Source organism: Achromobacter anxifer (genome assembly GCF_903652925.1).
Lineage (GTDB): Bacteria > Pseudomonadota > Gammaproteobacteria > Burkholderiales > Burkholderiaceae_B > Achromobacter > Achromobacter anxifer.
The window spans coordinates 108,289-132,138 of record NZ_CAHLAR010000003.1; the positions used below are offsets into that span (position 1 = coordinate 108,289).

A 23,850-nucleotide genomic window follows, 5' to 3' on the forward strand; every position below is an offset into this window, starting at 1 on the left:
TGTTTTTCCTTTTTGTCGTCGTATCGAGATGTCTGAAACTTCCGCTATCACGTACGTCGCCGCCGGCGTCGACAACGCCCGCATCGTCGCGCAGCTCGCCACCGAGCTGGGCACGCGCGCCTCCCAGATCGCCTCGGCGGTGGAACTGCTGGACGATGGCGCCACCGTGCCCTTCATCGCCCGCTATCGCAAGGAAGCCACCGGCGGCCTGGACGATACCGTGCTGCGCAATCTCGAAGTGCGCCTGGGCTATCTGCGCGAGCTCGAAGAGCGGCGCGGAGCCATTCTTGAATCCATCTCGCAGCAGGGCAAGCTCACGCCGGAACTGCAGCAGGAAATCGGCTCCGCCGACACCAAGCAGCGCCTGGAAGACTTGTACGCGCCGTACAAGCCCAAGCGCCGCACCCGCGCCCAGATCGCCCGCGAAGCGGGCCTGGAGCCGCTGGCCGACGGCATCCTGGCCGATCCCGCCTGCGACCCGGCCGCGCTGGCCGCGCAATACCTGAATCCCGAAGCGTCCATCAACGACGCCAAGGCCGCGCTCGACGGCGCGCGCGACATCCTGGCCGAGCGCTACGCGGAAAACGCGGACCTGCTGGCCGACATGCGCGAGCACCTGTGGTCCACCGGCCTGATCTATTCCAAGATGGTCGACGGCAAGGAAACCGAGGGCGCGAATTTCCGCGACTGGTTCGACTTCAACGAGCCGCTGCGCACCCTGCCCTCGCACCGCATCCTGGCGCTGCTGCGCGGCCGCCAGCAAGGCGTGCTGGAACTGCGCCTGGGCCTGGAAGCCGAACTCGAAGCGCAGACGCCGCATCCCTGCGTGGCCCGCATCGCAAGCTTCCTGAAGCTGGGCAACGGCCTGTTCGCGCTGGACGCCACGCCGCGCGCGCGCTGGCTTGGCGAAGTCTGCCGCTGGACCTGGCGCGTCAAGCTGCTGACGGCGTTCGAAAGCGAACTGATCGGCCGCCTGCGCGAAAGCGGCGAAGCCGAAGCCATCCGCGTGTTCGCCGCCAACCTCAAGGACCTGCTGCTGGCCGCGCCCGCCGGCCCCAAGGCCGTGCTGGGCCTGGACCCCGGCATCCGCACCGGCTGCAAGGTCGCCGTGATCGACCAGACCGGCAAGGTCGTGGACACCACCACGGTCTACCCGTTCGAGCCGCGCCGCGACCGCGACGGCACCATCAACACGCTGGCCGCCCTGGTGGCGCGCCACAAGGTCGACCTGATCGCCATCGGCAACGGCACCGCCTCGCGCGAAAGCGAAAAGCTGGTGGGCGACATGATGGAACGCTTCCCGGACCTCAAGGTCACCCGCGTGGTGGTCTCCGAAGCCGGCGCTTCCGTCTATTCGGCTTCCGAAGCCGCGGCGCAGGAATTCCCCGACCTGGACGTGACGCTGCGCGGCGCCGTGTCCATTGCCCGCCGCCTGCAGGACCCGCTGGCCGAACTGGTCAAGATCGATCCCAAGGCCATCGGCGTGGGCCAGTACCAGCACGACGTCAACCAGCGCGAGCTGGCGCGTTCGCTGGACGCCGTGGTCGAGGATTGCGTGAACGCCGTGGGCGTGGACGTGAACACCGCGTCCGCCGCCCTGCTGGCCCGCGTGTCCGGCCTGAACTCGCTGCTGGCCAAGAACATCGTTTCCTGGCGCGACGAGAACGGCGCCTTCCCGACCCGCGAGTTCCTGCGCAAGGTGCCGCGCTTCGGCGACAAGGCCTTCGAGCAGGCCGCCGGCTTCCTGCGCATCCCCAACGGCGACAACCCGCTGGACGCGTCCTCGGTCCACCCCGAAGCCTATCCGGTGGTCGAGCGCATCGTCGCCAAGATCAAGGCCGAAGTGAAGCAGATCATCGGCCAGCGCGAAGCCCTCAAGGGCGTGTCGCCGTCCGACTTCACCGACGAGCGCTTCGGCCTGCCGACGGTGCGCGACATCTTCGCCGAACTGGAAAAGCCCGGCCGCGACCCGCGCCCGGAATTCAAGACGGCGCAGTTCAAGGAAGGCGTCGAGACCCTCAACGACCTGTACCCCGGCATGGTGCTGGAAGGCGTGGTGACCAACGTCGCCAACTTCGGCGCGTTCGTGGACATCGGCGTGCACCAGGACGGCCTGGTCCACATTTCGGCCCTGGCCGAGAAGTTCGTGAAGGATCCGCGCGACGTCGTGCGCGTGGGCCAGACGGTCAGCGTGAAGGTGCTGGAAGTGGACGTCGCGCGCAAGCGCGTCGCCCTGACCATGCGCCTGAACGACACCGCGGCCCCCGCCCGCCGCAGCGGCGACGCGCCCAAGGGCGGCGACCGCAACCGCCGTCCGCAAGGCGATGCCGGCCGCGGCAACGGCGGCTCCGGCATGAACAGCGCCATGGCGGACGCTTTCGCCAAGCTCAAGCGCTGAGCGCGTCCCGCCCGCTGTAAAAAAAACCCGGCACACCTGGTGTGCCGGGCTTTTTTTTGCCTAGGGCTTTCCCGTAAAAAGTACGCTTCCTTGCGATCTCTCAATCCGGGGCGCACAAAAATAATAGAAAATATCTAATTGTGTCCAAATAATAAAACCGGCGGCACCAGCTCGCAAGGTGGCACAAGCCCTCCTGAGCAGGCCCGCCACGGCGCCCGACGCCTGTCAGGGGAGCAGCACAAGAACCACTGCGCCCCGCCCCGAACGACCGGAGATCCGCCCCGCCATGCCCAACACCATCACGCTTGCCGCCAACGAAACGGCGTCCATCACGGCCAAGGAAGCCAACGCCAGCGGCGTCTACAGCGAAGTCACCCTGGGCCAGTATTCCCACCTGATCGTCGACGGCGCCGAAGTGACCTTCAAGCACATCACGCTGGAACGGCTGGGCAGCCGCATCATCGAACTGCGCAACGGCGCGCAGCTGCATGTCGGCGCGCTGGGCTTCGCCAGCATGGGCGCCAGCATCGTCTACCGCATCGGCGCGGGTTGCGCGCTGGTCTTCGACGCCAGCCAATGGGATCCGGAAGTAGTCGCCAGCACGACCTTCGATTTCGCCAGCCAGGGCAGCGGCGCCCTGAAGTACTTTCCGTTCATCAACCCGGAATGGCTGGACTGCCCCAACGTCACGGGCTACACGGAAGGCGACATACTCGAAATCGCCGGCCAGGGCAGCGCCCAGCGCTTCCAGGTGCGCGAGGGGCGCATCGTGGCGAGCGCCCGGGCGGCCTGACTCTTGCGGCCGGTCATACCTGACCGGCCGTACCTAACCGGCCCTCCGCTTACTCCTGCGACAGCGAGGCCAGCGCTGCGCGCACGCGCGCCAGCAAGGCGCCGGATTCGTCCTGCGCGCCCGCAGGCGCCGTCGCCACGGCCACGCCGTCGATCATCGCGGCATAGCCCTGGCCATCGGCCTGCAGCAGCGTATCCGCCGGCTCCGACTGCAAGCGCCGCATCAGGGCGCCGGCCTCCTTGGGATCGGCAAAGCGCTGCGACAGCAGCAGTTCCTCGCCATCGGCGGCCAGCAGGCGGAAGCGGAAGCCGCCGTCCTCGTCGCGGAAACTGACGAAGCGCGCGCCCTTGCCTTTTTCCTTCTTGGGCTGCGCGGCCTTGCCGCCGGCAGCGGAGGTGTCCAGGTTGCGCAGGCCCACGGCCTGGCGCAGTTCCTGCATGAACGGCGTGGCCAGCTTGCGCGCCTTGGCGGCGCCGGCCTGCAGGATGTCTTCGATGCGGCCGGGGTTGGCCATCAGGTCGAAGTACTTTTCGCGCATGGGCGCCAGCAGGTTCTCCAGGTGGTCGTACAGCGCCTGCTTGGCGTCGCCCCAGCCCATGCCTTCTTCGAGCTGCTTGCGCAGCGCGGCGGCCTGCTCGTGCGTGGCGAAGGCGCGGTAGATCGTGTACAGGTGCGAGTTCTCGGCGTCCTTGGCTTCGCCCGGCGCGCGCGAATCGGTCACGATGCGCATCACCGCCGCGCGCAGCGCGCTGGCGCCGCCCTCGAACAGCGGAATCGTGTTGTTGTAGCTCTTGGACATCTTGCGCCCGTCCAGGCCCGGCAGGGTCGCCACGTCTTCCTCGATCACGACTTCCGGCAGCGTGAAGTAGTCGCGGCCATACAGGTGGTTGAAGCGCTGGGCGATGTCGCGCGCCATTTCCAGATGCTGGATCTGGTCGCGGCCCACCGGCACCTTGTTGGCGTTGAACATGACGATGTCCGCGGCCATCAGCACCGGATACGAGAACAGGCCCATCGTGACGCCGTCGTCCGGCTCCAGGCCCTTCTCGGTGTTCTGGTCCACCGACGCCTTGTACGCATGCGCGCGGTTCATCAGGCCCTTGGCCGTGACGCAGTTCAGCAGCCAGGTCAGCTCGGGAATCTCGGGGATGTCCGACTGGCGGTAGAAGGTCACGCGCTCGTGGTCCAGGCCCACCGCCAGCCAGGTCGCGGCGATTTCAAGGCGCGACCGCGCCACGCGCGCCGGATCGTCGCACTTGATCAACGCGTGGTAATCCGCCATGAAGAAGAATGCGTCCACGCCGGGCTGCGCGCTGGCCTGGACGGCGGGACGGATAGCGCCCGCGTAGTTGCCGAGGTGGGGAGTTCCAGAGGTGGTGATGCCGGTGAGGACGCGGGTATTCATGAGGCGAAGAGGCGTTTGCTAGGGAAACGCCCAGTGTAACGTGCCGGGCGCGCCGCTACAGGACGGCCAGCACCGGCGCCGCCAACGCGCACAGGCCGCCGGCGGTCAGCGCGGCGCGGGGCCGGAACGTCAGGAACCAGATCAGCAGCAATCCGGCGATGCTGAGTATGCCTATCCATTCGACCGTGCCGTAGCTCCAGCCCCAGACCGCCGCCGAGGCGCACAGCGACAAGGCCAGCGCGGCCCAGCCGAACAGGCGCAACGGCAAGCGGTGGCGCCGGGGCAAGGCGCGATCGAACAGGTCTTCGTAGTGGCGGTCCATGCCCAGGCACAAGGCGGAAAAGCCGGCGTAGGCAAGGCAGAAGGCGGCTAGCGTCATGGCGTATTCCCTCTGGATTCGTAGACGGGCTGGACCGGCGCGGTCGGTGGCGGGGCCGCGGGCTTGGCTGCGGCGCGGCCCTGGGCTGGCGCCTTGATTGGCGCCTTGGCCGACTTCTTGCCAGCGCGGGCCGCCTTGCGGGCCATCCAGGCCAGCAGCAGCGCCCCGGCCAGGCAGGTCAGGTCGAAGCCGGCCATGACCCAGTCGCCCGCCGGCAGCGACACGCCCAGATGGCGCGAGGTCGTCAGCGCATTGACCACCGGAACCAAGGCCAGGGAGGCTGCGGCTGCGGCCAGCAGGTCGCGCCACTTGCGGTGCTGGAAGACAAAGGCGTAGACCAGCGACAGGCCCCAGGCGGCGAAGAAAGCGCGCGATTCCCAGAACTGCCTGCCGTCCAGGTCGATGGGCAAGAGGCGGTTGGCCCAGAAGAAGGCGGCCACCGCGATGAACAGCCCCGCCACGGTGCCGGCATTGAGCCCGTCCACCAGGCGCAACGAAAACGCCTCGCGCGCGCCCGGCCGCGCCTTCTGGCGCCGCTTGGCGATCCACAACACCAGGCCCGAGCCCACCATGCCCGTGCCCGCCAGGCTGACCAGGAAATAGAGCCAGCGCAGCAGCGGCTCGGCGAACAGCCCCAGGTGCAGGCCGACGATGACGCCGGCGGTGCGCGCGGTGGCGCTCATCTCGTCCTCGCTTTCCTGCAGCGCGCCCGTGGCGCCGTCAAAGCGCATGTATGGCGCCAGCTTGCCGTACGACACGCCGTCGGCGGCATCGCGCACCAGGGTCACGGTCGCGCCAGCGTCGCCGGGATGGTTGACGGTGACGCGCCCCACCCTGCCTTGCCAATGCTGCTGGGCCTGCTCCACCAGCGGCGCCAGCGGGACCAGCGGCGCGGCTTCGTTGCGCGCGGGCGTGACCTTGAAGGACTTGAACACGTCGTCCGTGTACTGGCGCGGGCTCTCATACACGGCCAGGATGCCGGCCGGCATCAGCATGGCCATGAACAGCACCAGGCCGCTGAACGTGATCATCAGATGGAATGGCAGGCCCAGCACCGACAAGGCGTTGTGGCCGTCCATCCAGGCGCGCTGGCCGCCCTTTTTGGGACGGAAGGTGAAGAAGTCTGTGAAGATCTTCTTGTGGGTGATGATGCCGCTGATGATGGCCACCAGCATGAACATGCCGGCAATGCTGGCCAGCCAGCGCCCCCACGGAAACGCGGTTTCCAGTTCGAAATGGAAGCGGTAGAAGAAGTCTCCGCCGCGCGTCTCGCGCGCGGTCACGGCTAGGCCCGTGGCCGGGTCCAGCTTCACCCGCACGAAGCCGCGCTCGCCCGGCTTGGGCTTGGGCGACGGGTAGAGCAGCTGGATGGATGGCTCGCGGTCGGACGGCGGCGTGATGAACCAGCGCGTGACATCGGGCGCATGCTCGGCCAGGTAGCGCTGAGCCATGGCCACCGACTGCGCGGCGGGCGCCGGACGCACCTGGATCTCGGGCTGCATCCAGCTCGTGATTTCCGGCCGGAAGAAAGCCAGCGTGCCGGTCAGGAACATCGCGAACAGCACCCAGCCGAAGATCAGCCCGGACCAGGTGTGCAGCCAGGACATGGATTGGCGCAGGCCTTCCTCGCCCTGGGCCTTTTCCGGTTTCGCCTTCATGCCGCCCCCATGGCGCGGCCGGCCGCGAACAGCGCGCCCAGCGTGGCCGCCGGCAGCAGGATACCGGCCCAGGCGCGCCAGGCGTTGCGCGTGGCGAAGACCCAGATCACCCCGCAGGCGTAGAACACGAAGGACAGCATCTGCGCCGTGACCACGGCGTCCGGCCGTCGCATGGGCAGCCAGACGGCCAGGCAGGCCGCGGCCGCCGAGGCCAGGGCGTAACCGCCGAGGATGGCGGCGACGGCCCGGGAAAATACGGCCAGACGGTAGCGCATCATGCCTGCGCCGGCTGCGGGAGCTTTCACTGGGAAACGTTGAAGGTCAGGGTGGAAACGTAGCGGATCTTGGCGTAGGGCTTGCCGTCGGCCTCGCCCGCCTGGTCTTCGACGTGGGCGGCTTCCAGCACGTACTGGCCGGGCCACGGCGTGGTGATTTCGATGCGGCCGTTCTCGTCGCTGTGGAAGCGCTTTTCCCACTTGGGCGGGCCGAACACGGTCACTTCCGTCTTCGGCAACGGCTTGCCCTTGAACTGCAGCACGAAGGCGTTGGCCCCGGCCGCCACCGGCACGAGCTCCAGGTCGAGCTTGCCCTCGGTGTCCGCGCGGCCGGCCTTGGCGCCGTACTGCATCAAGGTGTCCTTGTACAGATAGGGTTGGCGCAAACGCACGTCACCCTTGCCCGCCGCGGCGAACTCCAGGAAATTCGCGCCCTGGCCCGAGGCCTTCAGCGCCTTGCCGTCCGCGCCGGTCACGACCGGGGCAACCAGGAGCTTGCCGAGCAGGCCATCGCGCGGTTCACGCAGATCGTCCGCCCACTCCCCGAAGTACGCCTTGGCCGGTCCCTCGGCGCTGCGTTCCAACCAGACGAAATGCGCCTGCGCGGCGCCCGCCGAGCCCAGCAGGGCGATGGCGGCCAAGGTTTTTGCGAATTTCATTGTTGATTTCCTTTAGTCCAAGGGCCGGATGGGACCCGCCCCGCGGCCAGGTCCTGTTCCGGCTAGTTTTAAATTATAACCATTCTCACTTAGAAATAGAGACGGGTCTTACCAGCGATAGCGCAGGCTGGCCTTGATGGAACGCTGGTAGCCGTACCAGCACCAGGAATCGCCCGAGCACGACGCGATGTATTCCTTGTCGAACAGGTTCTGCACGTTCAGCGCCACTTGCATGCCCTTGAGCGACGGCGACGCGCGGCCCAGGTCATAGTCCAGCATCAGGTCGAACAGCGTGACCGACGGCACCTTCAGGGTGTTGGCTTCGTTCGCATACGACGAACCGATGTAGCGCACGCCGCCGCCCACGCCCACGCCGGCCAGCGGGCCTTCCTGCAGCTGGTAGCGGGCCCATGCGGAAGCCTGTTGCGAGGGCACGCCCACCGGCGTCTTGCCCTTGAGGTCCAGGCCCGCGGCGTTCGGATAGGCCTTGGAGTACTCGTTGTTCATCAAGGAGTAGGCCGCCACCAGGGTCAGGCCGCGCAAGGGCTCGGTCTTGGCTTCCAGCTCGATCCCCTGGGTGCGCAGCTCGCCCGCCTGGATCGAGCAGCGTCCGCCCGCCGTGCCGCAGACATGGGTCGGGTCCGGATCGGTGGTCGTCATGTTCTGGCGGCGGATGTCGAAGGCCGCCACCGACAGCAGCGTCGCGCTGCCCGCAGGCTGGTACTTGATGCCGACCTCGTACTGCTTGCCTTCGATCGGCTTGAACGGCGCGTTCTGCCAGCCGGTGCCCGATTGCGGCTCGAACGACTCCGAGTAGCTGAAGTAAGGCGCCACGCCGTTGTCGAAGTTGTAGATCGTGCCCAGGCGGCCCGAGAACTTTTCCGCGTTCAGCGACGAGGGCGCGACCCGTCCGGTGGCGATCGTGGTGGTCTCGCCCACGGTGCGCGACCAGTCGTAGCGTCCGCCCAGCAATACCGACAGGCGATCGATCTTGATCTGATCCTGGAAGTACAGGCCGGCCTGGTACTGCTTGGAGGTCGCGTCCGACGAGAACGCCGGCACCGGGATGTGCTGGTGGTTGTCGGGGTTGAACACGTCCAGCGCGGGCGCGGTCCCGTAGCCCGCCAGGGTGTCGGTCTTGACGTGCTGGTAGTCGAAGCCCAGCAGCGCGGTATGAGCGAAGCGGCCGGTGTTGAAGCGCGCCTGCAGATTGTTGTCGATGGTCAGCGCGCCCACGTCCACGTCGGTCGCGATCGACGCGCGCTGGTGATAGCGGTAGGTGTTGTCGGTGTAGCCGTAATAGTTCGTCATCGCGCCGTAGATGCTGCGGTACTGCGCTTCCGAACGCGTCCAGCGCAGGCTCTGCGTCGCCTTGAACGTGTCGTTGAAGCGATGGTCCAGCACGTAGCCCAGCGAGTAGCTCTTGCGGTCGCTCTTTTCGAAATTGGCGTCGCCGTCGTAGTAGTTGGCCGGCAGGCGGATGCCGTCGGGCGCGGAAAGCAGCGTGCGCATGGACGGCACGCTGCCATAGGATCCCATGTCGGGATCGCGCTGGAAGTTCGTCAGCACGGTCAGCGAGGTATCGGCGTTGGGTTTCCAGGTGAAGGCCGGGGACACGAAGTAGCGCCGCTCCTTGGTGTCCTTGACCTGGCCGTCGGACATGTAGCCCGAGCCGACCAGGCGGTACAGGAACTTGCCGTCCTCATCCACCGGGCCGCCGAAATCGAAATTGGCGCGGCGGTAGTCGTAGTTGCCGACCTGCACCTCGACCTCGCGCAGCGTCTCTTCCAGCGGACGCTTGCTGACCTGGTTGACCACGCCGCCCGGACCGCCCTGCCCGTACATGACGGATGCCGGTCCCTTCAGCACGTCCACGCGCTCCAGGCGGTAGGCGTCCACCTGCGGCAAGGCGTCGCGGCCGCCGAATACGCGCAGGCCGTCCAGGTAGGTCGAGGCCGAAAAGCCGCGCACACTGAACTGGTCCAGGCGCGTGGCGGTGGCGCCGCGCGACTCCGTGGCGACGCCGGCGGTGTAGCGCAGTACCTGGTTCAACGTCTGCGCGCCCTGCTCCGTCATTTGCTCGCGCGTGACGATGGAGATCGACTGCGGCGTTTCGATCAGCGGCGTATCGGTCTTGGTGGCGCTGGCGCTCACGGCAGCCACATAGCCCACGGTCGGCCCGGTCGCGCTGTCGGCGAGGCCCGATACCGTCACCGGCGCGAGCGTGGTCGTATCGCCCCCCGGCGCGGACGCCGGTTGCAGCGTCCAGGTATTGCCCGATTGCGCGCGCGCCTGCAGGCCGCTGCCCGCCAGGATGCGCGCAAATCCCGCGCCCACCGGGTAGGCCCCTTCCAGCCCTTCCGAACGCAGCCCGCGCACCAGCGCCGGATCGAACGACAGGACCACACCCGCGCCGCGCGCAAACTGGGTCAGCACGTCGGCCAACGGCCCCGCGGCGATCTGGTAGCTGCGCTGCGCGCTGGCGGCGGGAACGGATTGCGCCCAAGCCTGCGGCAAGGCGGCGGCCATCCCTCCCGCCCACATGGCGGCAAGCACCGCGACGCGGCTGGCAGACAAGGGGACGCGCAAGCGCGAGTGAGATGAAGCGGACACGAAACTCTCCCTGTACGGTGGTATCTATCCCTGCTTTCCGTACGGGATCCGAAAACCTGCAAGGCGCTGGAAAAAAAAGTTGTAACGCTCAAGCCTCGCGGGCGCTGACCTGCAGCCAGTACTGCGTGTGGCGCGTCACGCGGATGGGCAGCGCCGGTTCCAGCGCCCTGAGCGCGCGCTCGGCGTCGTCCAGCGGAAACACGCCCGACAACCGCAGACCGGCGACCGCCGGATCGACGCGGATCACGCCCATGCGCTGGCGCGCCAGGTACTGCGCGAAGTAGTCCAGGCGCCAGTCCTTGGCCACCACCAGGCCGTCAGCCCAAGCCAGCCTGTCCGGGTCGGAGGCGCGGCGATGGATTTCGCCGCGCCCTCCAAAAGCCAGGCGCTCGCCCGCGTCCGCGTGCGTCGCCACGCCTTCGCGCAACAGTACGACGCTGCCTTCATAGACGCCCACGCGCGCCCCTCGGGCCGTGCGCCGCAGATCGAAGCGCGCCTGCTCGGCGCGCAGTTCGCCATAACCGGTATCCACGCGCAGCTCCGGCAGGCCGGGGCGCGGCTCAGTCCGCACCAGGATTTCGCCGCGCAGCAGGTCAATGCCGCGGGCATTCCCGCGCAGATGCAGTCGCACCGCGCTGTCGCTGTTCAAGGTGATGTGCAGCCCATCGGCCACCGCGACTGCCAGCCGCTCGCCGACGCCGGTGCTCATATCGGCGGCCAGGCGCTGCCAGGGCGCATGGCGGTAACCCGCCCAGCCGGTGACGGCCGTGCCGCCGATCAGCAGCAGTCCGCGCAACACCGTCCGTCGGCCGTTGGGACGGGGCGCCGCCCGCGCCGCATGCCCGGGCGCGGAATGCGCCAGCGCCGAATGCGCCAACGCCGCCGGCACCCGGCGCGCGTCCTGGCTGATGCGCTGCAAGCGGTCCCAGGCCTGGCGATGCGCGGGATCCTGCGCCAGCCAGTCCTCGCAAGACCGCATTGCGGCGGCTCCCTCCATGCCGGATTGCAGCCGCACCCACCAGGCGATCGCCTGCTCCACCACCGGATCCGCGGACGCGCCCGCGCCGCTACTCATGGAACGCGGCATAGCACGCGGACATCGCGCGCACCATGTATTGCTGCACGGAGCTCAGGGACACGTCCAACCGCTGCGCGATTTCGGGATAGGTCAATCCGTCGAGTTGCGACAGCAGGAAGGCGGAGCGCGCCTTGGGCGGCAGTCCGTCGAGCAACCGGTCCAGCCGCGCCAGCGACTGCAACTGTTCGGCCTGCTCTTCGGGAGAAGGCGCATAGGCTTCGGGAATGGCGGCCAGATAGGCCAGATACGCGCGCTCCAGCGCCGCATGCCGCTGGTGGTCCACCACCAGCCCCTGGGCGATGGTGGTCAGCAGCGCGCGGGCCTCGCCGGTCCGCACCGTCTTGCGCCCCTGGATCACCCGCAGGAACACGTCCTGCGCCAGGTCTTCGGCGCGATGCTCGCAACCGAGACGGCGGCGCAGCCATCCAAACAGCCAGGGGCGGTGATCGCGGTACAGGCCATCGACAGGTGCGGCGCAAGCCTCTGCGCGCGGGGCCGATGCAGACAGGAAGGTGGAAGACACGATGGAGACTGCGGTGCTGGACCAGAAGTCTCCAAATCTTAATTGATAATGACTTGTATTACCAATTTCAAGTAAGCATCGCCCGAAAAATCCGGGCGGATGCGGCGCGACTACAACGTCACGGTCAGGCGGCGCTCCGACTCCAGGTACTCGCGCGACTGCATTTCCAGGATGCGCGACACGGTGCGGTGGAACTCATTAGCCAATGCGCCCTCGGTGTAGATTTCCTCGGGCTCGCACTCGGCGGACATGATGAGCTTGACGCGGTGGTCGTAGAACACGTCGATCAGCCAGGTGAAGCGGCGCGCCTCGGAAGCCTGGCGCGGCCCCATGCGCGGCACGTCGGACAGGATCACCGCATGGAAGCGGTTGGCCAGTTCCAGGTAGTCGTTCTGCGACCGCGGACCGCCGCAAAGCGTGGCGAAATCGAACCACACCACCGAGCCCGCAAGCGCCAGCGCGCGGATCTCGCGGTGCTCGATATGCAGCAGCGGCTCCTGCGGCGGGGTATCCGCCAGGCTGTTGAAAGCGTCTTGCAGCGCCTGCCGCGCCGCGTCGTTCAAGGGCGTGTGATAGCACTGCACCTGCTCCAGCGAACGGCGGCGATAGTCCACGCCGGCATCCACGTTCATCACGTCCATGCGCGCCTGGATCAGTTCGATCGCAGGCAAGACGCGGTCGCGGTGCAGGCCTTCCGGGTACAGGGTCGAGGGTTCGTAGTTGGACGTCATCACGAAGGACGTGCCGTACTCGAACAGCTTGAACAACAGGCGATGCAGGATCATCGCGTCGGCCACGTCGGACACGTGGAACTCGTCGAAGCAGATCAGGCGGTAGCGCTTGGCCACGCGCCGGGCCACTTCGTCCAGCGGATCCTGCATGCCCTTCACTTCTTCCAGCTCGCGGTGCACGCCGCGCATGAACTCATGGAAGTGCAGGCGCGTCTTGCGCACCACCGGCACCGTGGCGTAGAAGGCGTCCATCAGGAAGCTCTTGCCCCGGCCCACGCCGCCCCACAGGTACACGCCGCGCGGCACGTCGGGCCGGTTCAGCAGCTTCTTCAGCGCGTTCGAGCGCATCGACTTGAACTTGACCCATTCGTCGAAATAGCGCTGCAGCCGGTCGATCGCCTTTTTCTGGGCTTCGTCGGGCTTGTAGCCGCGTTCGGCCAGGGCGTGTTCGTAGTATTCGCGGACGTTCATGTGGGAGCAGGAAAAGCAGAATGAAAAAAGGGCGGATCCGTGAACCCGCCCCCGTCTTGCATCGGCTATGCGCGTATCAGAAGTTCAATGCGCGCTTGTCCACGGCCAATGCGGCTTCCTTCACGGCTTCCGACAGCGTCGGGTGCGCGTGGCAGATGCGGGCGATGTCTTCGGCAGCGCCGCGGAATTCCATGATGGTCACGGCTTCCGAGATCAGTTCCGAGGCCATCGGGCCCACGATGTGCACGCCCAGGACCTCGTCGGTCTTGGCATCGGCGATCACCTTGGCAAAGCCGGTGGTGTCGCCCAGCGCGCGGGCGCGGCCGTTGGCCAGGAAGGGGAAGCTGCCGGCCTTGTACTCGCGGCCTTCGGCCTTGAGCTGCTGTTCGGTCTTGCCCACCCAGGCGATTTCCGGCGAGGTGTAGATCACCCACGGCACGGTGTCGAAATTGACGTGGCCGTGCTGGCCGGCGATGCGCTCGGCAACCGCCACGCCCTCTTCCTCGGCCTTGTGCGCCAGCATCGGGCCGCGCACCACGTCACCCACTGCCCAGACGTTCGGCAGGTTGGTCTTGCAGTCGCCGTCCACGGCGATGAAGCCGCGCTCGTCGAGCTTCAGGCCCACGGTGTCGGCGTTCAGGCCGCCGGTGTAGGGCACGCGGCCGATCGAGACGATCAGCTTGTCGACCACCAGCTTCTGCTCGGCGCCCTTGGCGTCGACGTAGGGCACGGTCACGGACTTGGCGGTCGCCTTGATCTCGCCGATCTTGACGCCCATCTGGATGTTCAGGCCTTGCTTGGTGAAGGCCTTGAGGGCTTCCTTGGCCACCTGGCCGTCAGCCGCGGCCAGGAATTCCGGCATGGCTTCCAGGATGGTGACTTCGGAACCCAGGCGGCGCCACACGCTGCCCATTTCCAGGCCGATCACGCCGGCGCCGATCACGCCCAGCGTCTTCGGCACGGCGCCGATGTTCAGCGCGCCGTCGTTGGACAGCACGACCTTTTCATCGAACGGCAGGCCGGGCAGTTCGCGCGCGGACGAGCCGGTGGCGACCACCACGTGCTTGGCAACCAGGTCTTCCTCGGCAGTGCCGGTGACCTTGATGGCCCAGCCGCCTTCCACCTGGCCGGCGAACGCGCCCTTGCCATGGAAGAACGTGACCTTGTTCTTCTTGAACAGGTACAGGATGCCGTCGTTGTTCTGCTTGACCACCGTGTTCTTGCGGCCGATCAGCGTATCGAGCTTCAGGCTGACGCCCTTGACTTCGATGCCGTGCTCGGCGAAGTGGTGGTTGGCTTGTTCGTAGTGTTCGGACGATTGCAGCAGCGCCTTGGACGGGATGCAACCGACGTTGGTGCAGGTGCCGCCGGGAGCCGGGCCGCCTTGGCCGTTCTGCCAGGCGTCGATGCAAGCCACCGACATGCCGAGCTGCGCGGCGCGGATGGCGGCGATGTAGCCGCCGGGGCCCGCGCCGATGACGACGACGTCAAATTGTTTGGACATAGTGTTCTCGCGAAGAGGTATTGAGTGGAACACGCCCCGCCCTGCGGGCCGGCATGGAGCCGGCCGGGGCGCCGCAAGACCCGAAGGTCGATCGGGCGCCGGGCCGGGGCGTCGAGATTACAGGTCCAGCAACAGGCGCTGCGGATCTTCCAGGGCGTCCTTCATGGCGACCAGGCCCAGCACGGCTTCGCGGCCGTCGATGATGCGGTGGTCGTAGGACAGGGCCAGGTAGTTCATCGGGCGGATGACGATCTGGCCGTTTTCCACCACGGCGCGGTCCTTGGTGGCGTGCACGCCCAGGATGGCCGATTGCGGCGGGTTTATGATCGGAGTCGACAGCATCGAGCCGAACACGCCGCCGTTGGAGATCGAGAACGTGCCGCCGGTCATTTCTTCAATGCCCAGCTTGCCGTCAGCGGCGCGGCGGCCGAAGTCGGCGATGGTCTTCTCGATATCGGCGATCGACAGCTGGTCGGCGTTGCGCAGGATCGGCACAACCAGGCCGCGCGGGCTGCCGACAGCGATGCCGATGTCGAAGTAGCCGTGGTAGATGATGTCCTTGCCGTCGATCGAGGCGTTGATCAGCGGGTACTTCTTCAGCGCGGCAACGGCGGCCTTGACGAAGAACGACATGAAGCCCAGCTTGATGCCGTGTTCCTTTTCGAACTTGTCCTTGTACTTGCTGCGCAGGTCGATCACGGCCTGCATGTTCACTTCGTTGAACGTGGTCAGGATCGCGTTTTCCTGCTGCGATTGCAGCAGGCGCTCGGCGATGCGGGCGCGCAGGCGGCTCATCGGCACGCGCTGTTCCGGACGGCCGTCGAGCGACAGCGTCGGGGGAGCGACCGGAGCGGCGGCCTTGGCCGGAGCGGCCTTGGCGGGAGCGCTGGCGCCCAGGGCGTCGCCCTTGGTCACGCGGCCGTCGCGGCCGGTGCCGGCCACGGAAGCGGCGTCGACGCCCTTCTCGGCCAGGATCTTGGCGGCGGCGGGCGAAGCCACGCCGGCGGCGGCCGACGAAGCGGGAGCGGCCGGAGCGGCAGCGGCTTGTTCAGCGGCCTTGGGCGCCTCGGCGGCGGGCGCGGCGGCGGCGACGGCGGCCTTGCCGGCGGTGTCGATGCGAGCCAGCACTTCGCCGGAGGTGACGGTGCTGCCATCGCCCTTGACGATTTCAGCCAGCACGCCCGAAGCGGGAGCCGGCACTTCCAGCACGACCTTGTCGGTTTCGACTTCGATCAGGATTTCGTCCGCTTCAACGGCAGCGCCCGGCTGCTTCTTCCAGGTCAGCAGCGTCGCTTCGGAGACGGATTCGGAGAGTTGGGGGACGACGACGTCGGTAATAGCCATTTTGTTTGTTCCGTAAAGTTTGTGTTCTGGTCGCGCTGCGCGGCAAGCTTCGAATCGGAATTCCAGAAACCTGCGCGCGCGGCGCGTGCATCAAGCGAGTGTTACTTCGTCAACATGACCTTGAACTTGGGCGCGAAAGCCGTTTCGATCAGGGCCTTCTGCTGCTCCTGGTGCTTGGCCAGGTAGCCCACGGCCGGCGATGCCGACGCGGCGCGGCCGGCGTAGCCCAGCTTCTGGCCTTCGACCATGTTTTCGTACACATGATGCTGAACGTAGAACCAGGCGCCTTGGTTCTGCGGTTCGTCCTGAACCCAGATCACTTCGGTTGCCTTCGGGTACTTGCGCAGTTCCGACTCGAACGACTTGTGCGCGAACGGATACAGCTGTTCGACGCGGACGATCGCGACGTTGTCGGCGCCACGCTCGCGGCGGGCATTGACCAGATCATAGTAGACCTTGCCCGAGCAAGCCAGCACGCGCTTGACCTTGCTGGCGTCGATGGCCTCGTCGACCTCGCCGATGACCGGGCGGAAGCTGCCGCCGGCCAGGTCGGTCAGGGGCGAACCGGCATCCTTGTTGCGCAGCAGCGACTTCGGCGTGAACAGCACCAGCGGCTTGCGGAACGGACGGATCATCTGGCGGCGCAGCACATGGAAGATCTGCGACGCGGAGGTCGGCTGGACCACTTGCATATTGTTGTCCGCGCACAGCTGCAGGAAGCGCTCGATGCGGCCCGACGAGTGCTCGGGACCCTGGCCTTCGTAGCCGTGCGGCAGCATCAGGGTCAGGCCCGACTGGCGGCCCCACTTGGCTTCGCCGGAGCTGATGAACTGGTCGATCACGACCTGGGCGCCGTTGACGAAGTCGCCGAACTGGCCTTCCCAGATGGTCAGCGTGTTGGGTTCGGCGCTGGAGTAGCCGTATTCAAAGCCCAGCACCGCCTCTTCGGACAGCACGGAGTCGATGACGGTGAACGGAGCCTGGCCTTCCGAGACGTTCTGCAGCGGAATGTAGGTGCCGTCGTTCCAGCGTTCGCGGTTCTGGTCGTGCAGCACGGCGTGGCGGTGCGTGAACGTGCCGCGGCCCGAGTCCTGGCCGGTGATGCGGATGGCGTAGCCCGAGGACACCAGGGTCGCGAAGGCGAGGTGTTCGCCCATGCCCCAGTCCAGGTTCATTTCGCCCTTGGCCATGGTGCGTCGGTCGTTCAGCAGCTTGGCGACCAGCGGGTGCACCGTGAAGCCTTCCGGCACGGTGGTGATGCGTTCGCCGATGCGCTTCAGTTCAGCCAGCGGCACGGCGGTGTCGGCCTGGTCGGTCCACTTGGCGCCCAGGAACGGCGACCAGTCGATGGCGTACTTGCTCTTGTAGTCGGTCAGCACCGGTTCGATGGTGCGCTGGCCGTCTTCCATCAGCTGGCGGTAGTCCTTCACGAGCTGATCGGCTTCGCCTTCGGCCAGCACGCCTTGCGTGGTCAGCTTGTCGGCGTACAGCTTGCGCGTGCCGGGGTGATGGCCGATGCGCTTGTACATCAGGGGCTGCGTCAGCGACGGGGTGTCTTGCTCGTTGTGGCCCAGCTTGCGGAAGCAGACGATGTCCACGACCACGTCGTGGCGGAACTGCAGGCGGTAGTCCAGGGCCAGCTTGGTGACGAACACGACGGCTTCGGGATCGTCGCCGTTGACGTGGAACACAGGCGCTTCGATCATCTTGACCACGTCGGTGCAATACAGCGTCGAGCGCGAGTCGCGCGGGTCGGACGTGGTGAAGCCGATCTGGTTGTTGATGACGATGTGCAACGTGCCGCCCGTGCCGTAGCCGCGGGTCTGGGCCAGGTTCAGGGTTTCCATGACCACGCCCTGGCCGGCGAAAGCCGCGTCACCGTGCACCAGCACCGGCAGCACTTGCTTGCCTTCGGCGTCGCCGCGGCGTTCCTGGCGAGCGCGCGCGCTGCCTTCGACCACGGGGTTGACGATTTCCAGGTGGGACGGGTTGAACGCGAGCGACAGGTGGACCGGGCCGCCACGGGTGGACAGGTCGCTGGAGAAGCCGTTGTGGTACTTCACGTCGCCGTCGGTCAGGCCTTCGGCGTGCTTGCCTTCGAACTCGGCGAACAGGTCGCCGGGCATCTTGCCCATGATGTTCACGAGCAGGTTCAGGCGGCCGCGGTGGGCCATGCCGACCACGATTTCCTGGACGCCGTTTTCACCGGCGTGGTTCACCACTTCGTCCATCGAGGCGATGAAGCTTTCGCCGCCTTCCAGCGAGAAGCGCTTCTGGCCGACGTACTTGGTGTGCAGGAAGCGCTCGAGGCCTTCGGACTCGGTCAGCTGCTGCAGGATGTGGCGCTTTTCTTCGGCCGAGTAGGCGGGCGCGCCCAGGGTGGCTTCCAGGCGTTCCTGGATCCAGCGCTTGGCGGCGGGGTCGGAGATGTGCGTGAACTCGGCGCCGATGCTGCGGCAATACGTATCGCGCAGCGCCTTCAGGATGTCGCGCAGCGTCATCGTGCTGGCGGTCGTGAAGTAGGTGTTGGTGGCCGAGTAGGTTTGATCCAGGTCGGCTTCGGTCAGGCCGTAGAAGGCGGGATCGAGCTCGGGGATCGGGGGACGTTCCTGGCGCTTGAGCGGATCCAGGTCGGCCCAGCGCGAACCCAGGGAACGGTAGGCCGCGATCAGCGACTGCACCGAAACCTGCTTGCTGGCGACGCTCAGGTCGGGTTCGGCCGCGCGTTGCACGAAGGCATTGGCCTTGGCGCGCTGGGCGAACGATTCGACGATGGGAGCGTGGGCCTGGTCGCGAGTGGATTCCTGGCCGTCGGTAGCGGGAGCATGTTGCAGCTGGTCGAAGTATTCGCGCCAGTTGTCAGGTACCGAACCGGGATTGTCGAGGTAGGCTTCGTAAAGCTCCTCAACATAAGGGGCGTTACCCCCAAAGAGATAAGACGTGGATAGAGATTCTATTTCCGAAGACATATCGCTTCACCTTTACGAGTGCTTCACTCGACACGATGCAGGAAAACCTTCCGCGACACGGGCTTCCCGTTAAGCGGATAGCAGGGGCAGAAGGCGCGTACAAGCCTTGAAAGCCGTATGGATAAGAGTATAGCCCTTTGAGTTTAAGCACGTCTTCTTGCGTTTGCGTGACGCAAAAGCCCATAGGGAATGCCTTCATGCGGCCGTGGAATGTCCAGCGAACCCCTTACATTGCGCCGTCTACGCGCCATCAATTTCCGTCAATCCAAAATGCCGCAACGCATCATTTTCCCTGGCAGAAATGCCAGTGTTGCGCATTAGCCTCGTTCATACCGGCAATTCGGTGGTCGACAGGATCTCTTTCAGGACGAAAAAGGTGCGGATCTGGCGTACGCCGGGCAGCTTGATGATCTCGCCCGCATGCAGCTTGTTGAAGCGTTCCAGGTCGCGGATGCGCAGCATCAGGAAGTAGTCGAACTCGCCCGCCACCAGATGGCATTCGAGGCAGCCGCTGATGCCGCGCGCCGCGGCCTCAAAGTCGGTAAAGGATTCCGGCGTGGAACGGTCCAGCACCACCCCCACGATGACCAGCGTGGCCATGTCCACTTCCGCAGGGTCGAGCAAGGCGACGGTCTTGCGGATGATGCCCTCGGCCCTGAGCTTTTCAACGCGGCGCAAGCAGGCGGCCGGGCTCAGATGGACGCGGGAGCTCAATTCCAGATTGGTGATCTGGGCATCCTGCTGCATGACGCGCAGGATCTGGCGGTCGATGCGGTCCAGATTGGAAATTGCCGGCATTCGATTCGTCCCCGAAAAATTAAATTTCGTTCTTGTTTTTATACAAGAAATAATGGGAAGAATTAAAAACCCCTACCCGATTATTAGTCGAATAAACCTCAAAAATACGCAATTGACGGCATATTCACCCGATTCCTATGATTTTTCCATCCGCGCCACCCGGCCGGCACAGGAGCCCATATGGATCTGCAACGCTTTCCCCGCCATCGCCTGACTTTCGGCGACACCCCCATCGAAAAGCTCGACCGCCTGTCCGCGCATCTGGGCGGCAAGGTCGAGATCTACGCCAAGCGCGAAGACTGCAACAGCGGCCTCGCCTTCGGCGGCAACAAGCTGCGCAAGCTGGAATACCTGATCCCCCAGGCGCTGGAACAGGGTTGCGACACGCTCGTCACCATCGGCGGCATCCAGTCCAACCACACCCGCATGGTGGCCGCGGTGGCCGCCAAGCTCGGACTCGCCTGCGTGCTGGTGCAGGAAAACTGGGTGGACTATTCCGACGCGGTCTACGACCGGGTCGGCAACATCATGATGAGCCGCCTGATGGGCGCCGACGTGCGCCTGGTGGACCAGGGCTTCGACATCGGCTTTCGCCGCAGCTGGGAAGACGCCCTGGAAGAGGTCCGGAAGCGCGGCGGCAAGCCCTATGCCATTCCGGCCGGCGCGTCGGACCACGAACTGGGCGGCCTGGGCTATGTCGGCTTCGCCGAGGAAGTGCGGCGCCAGGAAGCCGAGCTGGGATTCAAGTTCGACTACATCGTCGTATGCGCGGTCACGGGCAGCACGCAGGCGGGCATGGTGGTGGGCTTCGCGGCGGACGGGCGCGCCGACCGCGTCATCGGCATCGACGCCTCGGCCACGCCCGACCAGACCCGGGCGCAGGTCCTGCGCATCGCCCGGCGCACCGCCGATCTGGTCGGGCTGGAGCGTGCCATCGAAGACCGCGACGTGGTGCTGGACACGCGCTATGCCTACCCGGCCTATGGCCTGCCGTCGGCCGAGACCAACGAGGCCATCCGCCTGTGCGCCCGGCTGGAGGGCATGATGACCGACCCGGTCTACGAGGGCAAATCCATGCAGGGCATGATGGACATCATCCGCCGCGGCGAGATTCCAGCAGGCTCGCGGGTTCTGTATGCGCACCTGGGAGGGGTGCCGGCGATCAACGCCTACAGCTTTCTCTACCGCAACGGATAAAGGCGCCTACGGCGCCTTCGGCTGGCCTTGCGGCGACCTGCGCTGAAAGGCCAGCCTTGATTGAGCGCCGGGGCTTGCCAGCCCCGGCCGCCAACGCCCATGATGGATGCAGGACGCACAGCCCAGCCGGCGGATCCGCCGGCTGGGCTTATCGCATCGGGGTTCCCTGCCGGCGTCGTCCCGCAAAAGACGCCTTCAACCCGGGAAAATCATATACATAATTTGTATACAAAACTACGGTTTCCGGCTATGGTGCTGATCATCAGGAAGTCGTCCGCCAACCACCGCCCGGCCGCCTCGCGCCGGCGCACTCCGCCCGCCTGTCCATGACCGTCTACGATTCCACGCTGCCCTACCCCCGCGACCTCGCCGGCTACGGCCCCAATCCGCCCCACGCGCAATGGCCGGGCCAGGCGCGCATCGCGGTGCAGTTCGTGCTGAATTACGAGGAGGGCGGCGAGAACAGCGTGCTGCACGGCGACGCCGGGTCCGAACAGTTCCTTTCGGAAATGTTCAACCCCGCCAGCTATCCCGAGCGCCATCTCAGCATGGAGAGCATCTACGAATACGGCTCGCGCGCCGGCGTCTGGCGCATCCTGCGGGAATTCGAGAAGCGCGGCCTGCCGTTGACCGTCTTCGGCGTGGGCATGGCCTTGCAGCGCCACCCGGAACTGACCGCCGCTTTCACCGAACTGGGACACGAAATCGCCTGCCACGGCTGGCGCTGGATCCACTACCAGCATGTGGACGAAGCCACCGAACGCGAGCACATGCGCCTGGCCATGGACGCCATCACGCAAATGACCGGCAGCCGCCCGCTGGGCTGGTACACCGGCCGCGACAGTCCGCGCACCCGCCGCCTGGTCGCCGACTACGGCGGCTTCGAATACGACAGCGACTACTACGGCGACGACCTGCCCTTCTGGATGCGCGTACGGAAAACGGACGGTAGCGTCGTGCCGCAGCTGATCGTGCCCTACACGCTGGACTGCAACGACATGCGCTTCGCGCTGCCGCAGGGCTATTCGCACGCCGATCCCTTCTTCCAGTACCTGAAGGACAGCTTCGACGCGCTCTACGCCGAAGGCGAAGAGGCGCCCAAGATGATGAGCATCGGCATGCATTGCCGCCTGCTGGGCCGGCCCGGCCGCATCACCGCGCTGCAGCGCTTCCTGGACCACATCGCCCGCCATGACCGCGTCTGGGTCTGCCGGCGGCTCGATATCGCCCGGCACTGGAAGGCGGCGCACCCCTATACCCCCAACGCCTGAACAGGACGGCCATGGCCCATACCCTAGCCCAACTCAACGCGGCGGCGCCCGCCGACGCCGCCGCCATGCTCGACGGCCTGTACGGGCACGCCCCCTGGATCGCCGAGCGCGCGCTGGCCCGCCGGCCGTTCCGTTCGCTGGCCGATCTGGGCCAGCGCCTGCGCCAGGCGGTCAGCGCGGCCGATGCCGAGGCCCGGACGGCGCTGCTGCGCGCCCAGCCCGAACTGGCGGCCGCACAGAGCGCGCCCCTGGACTCGGATTCCGCGCACGAGCAGAACCTGGCCGGACTGGCCGGCTGCACGCCCGCCGAACAGGCGCGTCTGCAGGAGTTGAACGCCGCCTACAAGGCCAGGTTCGGATTTCCCTTCGTGCTGGCCGTGCGCGGCCCGCGCGGCGCCGGCATGACCCGCCCGCAGGTGATCGACGAATTTGCCCGCCGCCTGGACAACCCGCCGGACCTCGAGTTCGACGAGGCCATGCAGCAGTTGCACCGCATCGCCGAGATCCGCTTGCGCGGCCGGTTCGGCGCCGAACCCGCCGTCGGCAACGACATCTGGGACTGGGGCGAGCAACTGGCCGTCCACAGCGACCCGGGCTATGCCGAGAAAGGCCAGTTGACCGTCACCTACCTGACCGATGCCCACCGCGCCTGCGCCGGGCTGCTGTCGCAATGGATGCGCGACTGCGGTTTCGACGAGGTCGGGATCGACGCCGTGGGCAACGTGGTCGGCCGCTACCTGGCCGACCGCCCCGACGCCCCCACGCTCATGACCGGCAGCCATTACGACACCGTGCGCAACGCCGGCAAGTACGACGGCCGCCTGGGCATCTTCGTGCCGATGGCCTGCGTGCGGGAACTGCAGCGCCAGGGCAAGCGCCTGCCCTACCACCTGGAAGTCATCGGTTTCGCGGAAGAGGAAGGCCAGCGCTACCGCGCCACCTTCCTGGGTTCCGGCGCCCTGATCGGCGACTTCAAGCCCGAATGGCTGGACCAGCAGGACGCCGACGGCATCAGCATGCGCGACGCAATGGCGCAGGCCGGTCTGCGCAGCGAGGACATCGCCAGCCTGCGCCGCGATCCCGCCTGCTACCTGGGCTTCATCGAAGTCCATATCGAGCAAGGCCCGGTGCTGTATGAAATGGGGCTGCCGCTGGCCGTGGTCACGTCCATCAACGGCTGCGTGCGCTACCAGGTCCGGATCTCGGGCCTGGCCTGCCATGCCGGCACCACGCCCATGGACCGGCGCCGCGACGCCGCCACCGGCGCGGCCGAACTGGCCCTCTACGTGGAACAGCGCGCCGCCCGCGACGGCGATTCGGTGGGCACCATAGGCATGCTGGAAGTGCCCGGCGGCTCCATCAACGTCGTACCGGGCGAATGCCGCTTCAGCCTGGACCTGCGCGCGCCCGACGACGCGCAGCGCGATGCGCTGGCGCGCGACGTGCTGGCCGAGCTGGACGCCATCTGCCAGCGCCGCGGCCTGCGCTACACGCTGGAGGAAACCATGCGCGCCGCCGCCGCCCCCAGCGATCCCGCCTGGCAACAGCGCTGGGAACGCGCCGTCGACGCGCTGGGCTTGCCCGTCCACCTCATGCCCAGCGGCGCCGGGCACGATGCCATGAAGCTGCACGAGGTCATGCCGCAGGCCATGCTGTTCGTGCGCGGCCAGAACTCCGGCATCAGCCACAACCCGCGCGAATCCACCTCCAGCGACGACATCCAGCTTGCGGTGCAGGCGTTCCTGCACCTGCTCGACGATCTTGCCCACGACAAGCAATAGCCA

The 23,850-nt window shown here is 66.6% G+C and carries 18 protein-coding genes; 5 read left to right on the top strand and 13 right to left on the bottom strand.

Features of this window, described 5'->3' with window-relative positions; genetic code table 11:
• Nucleotides 1–28 precede the first annotated feature (28 nt).
• Together tex and HWY37_RS09795 are read left to right on the top strand one after the other, a co-directional pair.
• Nucleotides 29–2,398, top strand: a complete 2,370-nt coding sequence (gene tex, locus HWY37_RS09790) for an RNA-binding transcriptional accessory protein Tex (protein ID WP_175206349.1) — start codon at nucleotides 29–31, stop codon at nucleotides 2,396–2,398.
• 286 nt (nucleotides 2,399–2,684) lie between these two features.
• Complete coding sequence (locus HWY37_RS09795; RefSeq protein ID WP_175206348.1) at nucleotides 2,685–3,191, top strand: hypothetical protein; 507 nt, start codon at nucleotides 2,685–2,687, stop codon at nucleotides 3,189–3,191.
• A gap of 49 nt (nucleotides 3,192–3,240) precedes the next feature.
• Here HWY37_RS09795 and HWY37_RS09800 read toward each other — a convergent pair whose 3' ends face one another.
• The 13 genes from HWY37_RS09800 to HWY37_RS09860 all read right to left on the bottom strand — a co-directional run bounded on the left by HWY37_RS09800 (nucleotide 3,241) and on the right by HWY37_RS09860 (nucleotide 19,598).
• Nucleotides 3,241–4,596 carry a tryptophan--tRNA ligase gene (locus HWY37_RS09800; RefSeq protein ID WP_176088543.1) on the bottom strand — a complete coding sequence of 452 codons (1,356 nt, stop codon included), beginning with the start codon at nucleotides 4,594–4,596 and terminating at the stop codon, nucleotides 3,241–3,243.
• 55 nt (nucleotides 4,597–4,651) lie between these two features.
• Entirely contained in the window at nucleotides 4,652–4,975 is a 324-nt protein-coding gene (locus HWY37_RS09805) for a DUF3325 domain-containing protein (RefSeq protein ID WP_175206346.1), read from the bottom strand.
• A complete protein-coding gene (locus HWY37_RS09810) occupies nucleotides 4,972–6,633 on the bottom strand; it encodes a PepSY-associated TM helix domain-containing protein (protein WP_176088544.1) in 1,662 nt (553 codons plus the stop codon). The genes HWY37_RS09805 and HWY37_RS09810 overlap by 4 nt, the downstream gene beginning before the upstream one ends.
• Nucleotides 6,630–6,911: a DUF3649 domain-containing protein gene (locus tag HWY37_RS09815; protein WP_176088545.1), complete on the bottom strand. Its 282-nt coding sequence runs from the start codon at nucleotides 6,909–6,911 to the stop codon at nucleotides 6,630–6,632. The genes HWY37_RS09810 and HWY37_RS09815 overlap by 4 nt, the downstream gene beginning before the upstream one ends.
• A 23-nt stretch (nucleotides 6,912–6,934) precedes the next feature.
• Nucleotides 6,935–7,567: a DUF4198 domain-containing protein gene (locus HWY37_RS09820; RefSeq protein ID WP_176088546.1), complete on the bottom strand. Its 633-nt coding sequence runs from the start codon at nucleotides 7,565–7,567 to the stop codon at nucleotides 6,935–6,937.
• A gap of 108 nt (nucleotides 7,568–7,675) precedes the next feature.
• A complete protein-coding gene (locus HWY37_RS09825; RefSeq protein WP_246302274.1) occupies nucleotides 7,676–10,111 on the bottom strand; it encodes a TonB-dependent siderophore receptor in 2,436 nt (811 codons plus the stop codon).
• Between the two features lie 157 nt (nucleotides 10,112–10,268).
• Nucleotides 10,269–11,255, bottom strand: coding sequence for a FecR domain-containing protein (locus tag HWY37_RS09830; RefSeq protein ID WP_175206341.1), 987 nt, complete (start codon nucleotides 11,253–11,255; stop codon nucleotides 10,269–10,271).
• The gene (locus HWY37_RS09835; protein WP_175206340.1) at nucleotides 11,248–11,781 is read right to left on the bottom strand and encodes a sigma-70 family RNA polymerase sigma factor; all 534 of its coding nucleotides are present in this window, start codon (nucleotides 11,779–11,781) and stop codon (nucleotides 11,248–11,250) included. Before HWY37_RS09835 ends, HWY37_RS09830 begins: the two co-directional genes overlap by 8 nt.
• A gap of 110 nt (nucleotides 11,782–11,891) precedes the next feature.
• A complete protein-coding gene (zapE, locus tag HWY37_RS09840; RefSeq protein ID WP_175206339.1) occupies nucleotides 11,892–12,983 on the bottom strand; it encodes a cell division protein ZapE in 1,092 nt (363 codons plus the stop codon).
• Between the two features lie 76 nt (nucleotides 12,984–13,059).
• A complete protein-coding gene (gene lpdA / locus HWY37_RS09845) occupies nucleotides 13,060–14,487 on the bottom strand; it encodes a dihydrolipoyl dehydrogenase (RefSeq protein ID WP_059374636.1) in 1,428 nt (475 codons plus the stop codon).
• Between the two features lie 117 nt (nucleotides 14,488–14,604).
• Complete coding sequence (odhB, locus tag HWY37_RS09850) at nucleotides 14,605–15,831, bottom strand: 2-oxoglutarate dehydrogenase complex dihydrolipoyllysine-residue succinyltransferase (protein ID WP_176088548.1); 1,227 nt, start codon at nucleotides 15,829–15,831, stop codon at nucleotides 14,605–14,607.
• A gap of 101 nt (nucleotides 15,832–15,932) precedes the next feature.
• The gene (locus HWY37_RS09855; protein ID WP_175206337.1) at nucleotides 15,933–18,800 is read right to left on the bottom strand and encodes a 2-oxoglutarate dehydrogenase E1 component; all 2,868 of its coding nucleotides are present in this window, start codon (nucleotides 18,798–18,800) and stop codon (nucleotides 15,933–15,935) included.
• A gap of 327 nt (nucleotides 18,801–19,127) precedes the next feature.
• Nucleotides 19,128–19,598, bottom strand: a complete 471-nt coding sequence (locus HWY37_RS09860; RefSeq protein WP_176088549.1) for an Lrp/AsnC family transcriptional regulator — start codon at nucleotides 19,596–19,598, stop codon at nucleotides 19,128–19,130.
• Between the two features lie 180 nt (nucleotides 19,599–19,778).
• On the opposite strand from HWY37_RS09860, the gene HWY37_RS09865 reads away from it, so the two are divergent.
• The 3 genes from HWY37_RS09865 to uraD all read left to right on the top strand — a co-directional run bounded on the left by HWY37_RS09865 (nucleotide 19,779) and on the right by uraD (nucleotide 23,847).
• The gene (locus tag HWY37_RS09865) at nucleotides 19,779–20,795 is read left to right on the top strand and encodes a 1-aminocyclopropane-1-carboxylate deaminase (protein ID WP_175206335.1); all 1,017 of its coding nucleotides are present in this window, start codon (nucleotides 19,779–19,781) and stop codon (nucleotides 20,793–20,795) included.
• 326 nt (nucleotides 20,796–21,121) lie between these two features.
• Nucleotides 21,122–22,066, top strand: a complete 945-nt coding sequence (gene puuE, locus HWY37_RS09870) for an allantoinase PuuE (RefSeq protein ID WP_176088550.1) — start codon at nucleotides 21,122–21,124, stop codon at nucleotides 22,064–22,066.
• Between the two features lie 11 nt (nucleotides 22,067–22,077).
• Nucleotides 22,078–23,847, top strand: coding sequence for a 2-oxo-4-hydroxy-4-carboxy-5-ureidoimidazoline decarboxylase (gene uraD, locus HWY37_RS09875; RefSeq protein WP_176088551.1), 1,770 nt, complete (start codon nucleotides 22,078–22,080; stop codon nucleotides 23,845–23,847).
• Nucleotides 23,848–23,850 lie beyond the last annotated feature (3 nt).

Coding starts and splice junctions, on each gene's coding strand:
- HWY37_RS09860 (WP_176088549.1), bottom strand. CDS start 19,598: ATGCCGGCAATTTCCAATCTGGACCGCATCGACCGCCAGATCCTGCGC.
- uraD (WP_176088551.1), top strand. CDS start 22,078: ATGGCCCATACCCTAGCCCAACTCAACGCGGCGGCGCCCGCCGACGCC.
- HWY37_RS09795 (WP_175206348.1), top strand. CDS start 2,685: ATGCCCAACACCATCACGCTTGCCGCCAACGAAACGGCGTCCATCACG.
- tex (WP_175206349.1), top strand. CDS start 29: ATGTCTGAAACTTCCGCTATCACGTACGTCGCCGCCGGCGTCGACAAC.
- HWY37_RS09810 (WP_176088544.1), bottom strand. CDS start 6,633: ATGAAGGCGAAACCGGAAAAGGCCCAGGGCGAGGAAGGCCTGCGCCAA.
- HWY37_RS09865 (WP_175206335.1), top strand. CDS start 19,779: ATGGATCTGCAACGCTTTCCCCGCCATCGCCTGACTTTCGGCGACACC.
- lpdA (WP_059374636.1), bottom strand. CDS start 14,487: ATGTCCAAACAATTTGACGTCGTCGTCATCGGCGCGGGCCCCGGCGGC.
- HWY37_RS09855 (WP_175206337.1), bottom strand. CDS start 18,800: ATGTCTTCGGAAATAGAATCTCTATCCACGTCTTATCTCTTTGGGGGT.
- HWY37_RS09830 (WP_175206341.1), bottom strand. CDS start 11,255: ATGAGTAGCGGCGCGGGCGCGTCCGCGGATCCGGTGGTGGAGCAGGCG.
- HWY37_RS09800 (WP_176088543.1), bottom strand. CDS start 4,596: ATGAATACCCGCGTCCTCACCGGCATCACCACCTCTGGAACTCCCCAC.
- HWY37_RS09805 (WP_175206346.1), bottom strand. CDS start 4,975: ATGACGCTAGCCGCCTTCTGCCTTGCCTACGCCGGCTTTTCCGCCTTG.
- HWY37_RS09815 (WP_176088545.1), bottom strand. CDS start 6,911: ATGATGCGCTACCGTCTGGCCGTATTTTCCCGGGCCGTCGCCGCCATC.
- HWY37_RS09820 (WP_176088546.1), bottom strand. CDS start 7,567: ATGAAATTCGCAAAAACCTTGGCCGCCATCGCCCTGCTGGGCTCGGCG.
- odhB (WP_176088548.1), bottom strand. CDS start 15,831: ATGGCTATTACCGACGTCGTCGTCCCCCAACTCTCCGAATCCGTCTCC.
- HWY37_RS09825 (WP_246302274.1), bottom strand. CDS start 10,111: ATGTGGGCGGGAGGGATGGCCGCCGCCTTGCCGCAGGCTTGGGCGCAA.
- zapE (WP_175206339.1), bottom strand. CDS start 12,983: ATGAACGTCCGCGAATACTACGAACACGCCCTGGCCGAACGCGGCTAC.
- puuE (WP_176088550.1), top strand. CDS start 21,122: ATGACCGTCTACGATTCCACGCTGCCCTACCCCCGCGACCTCGCCGGC.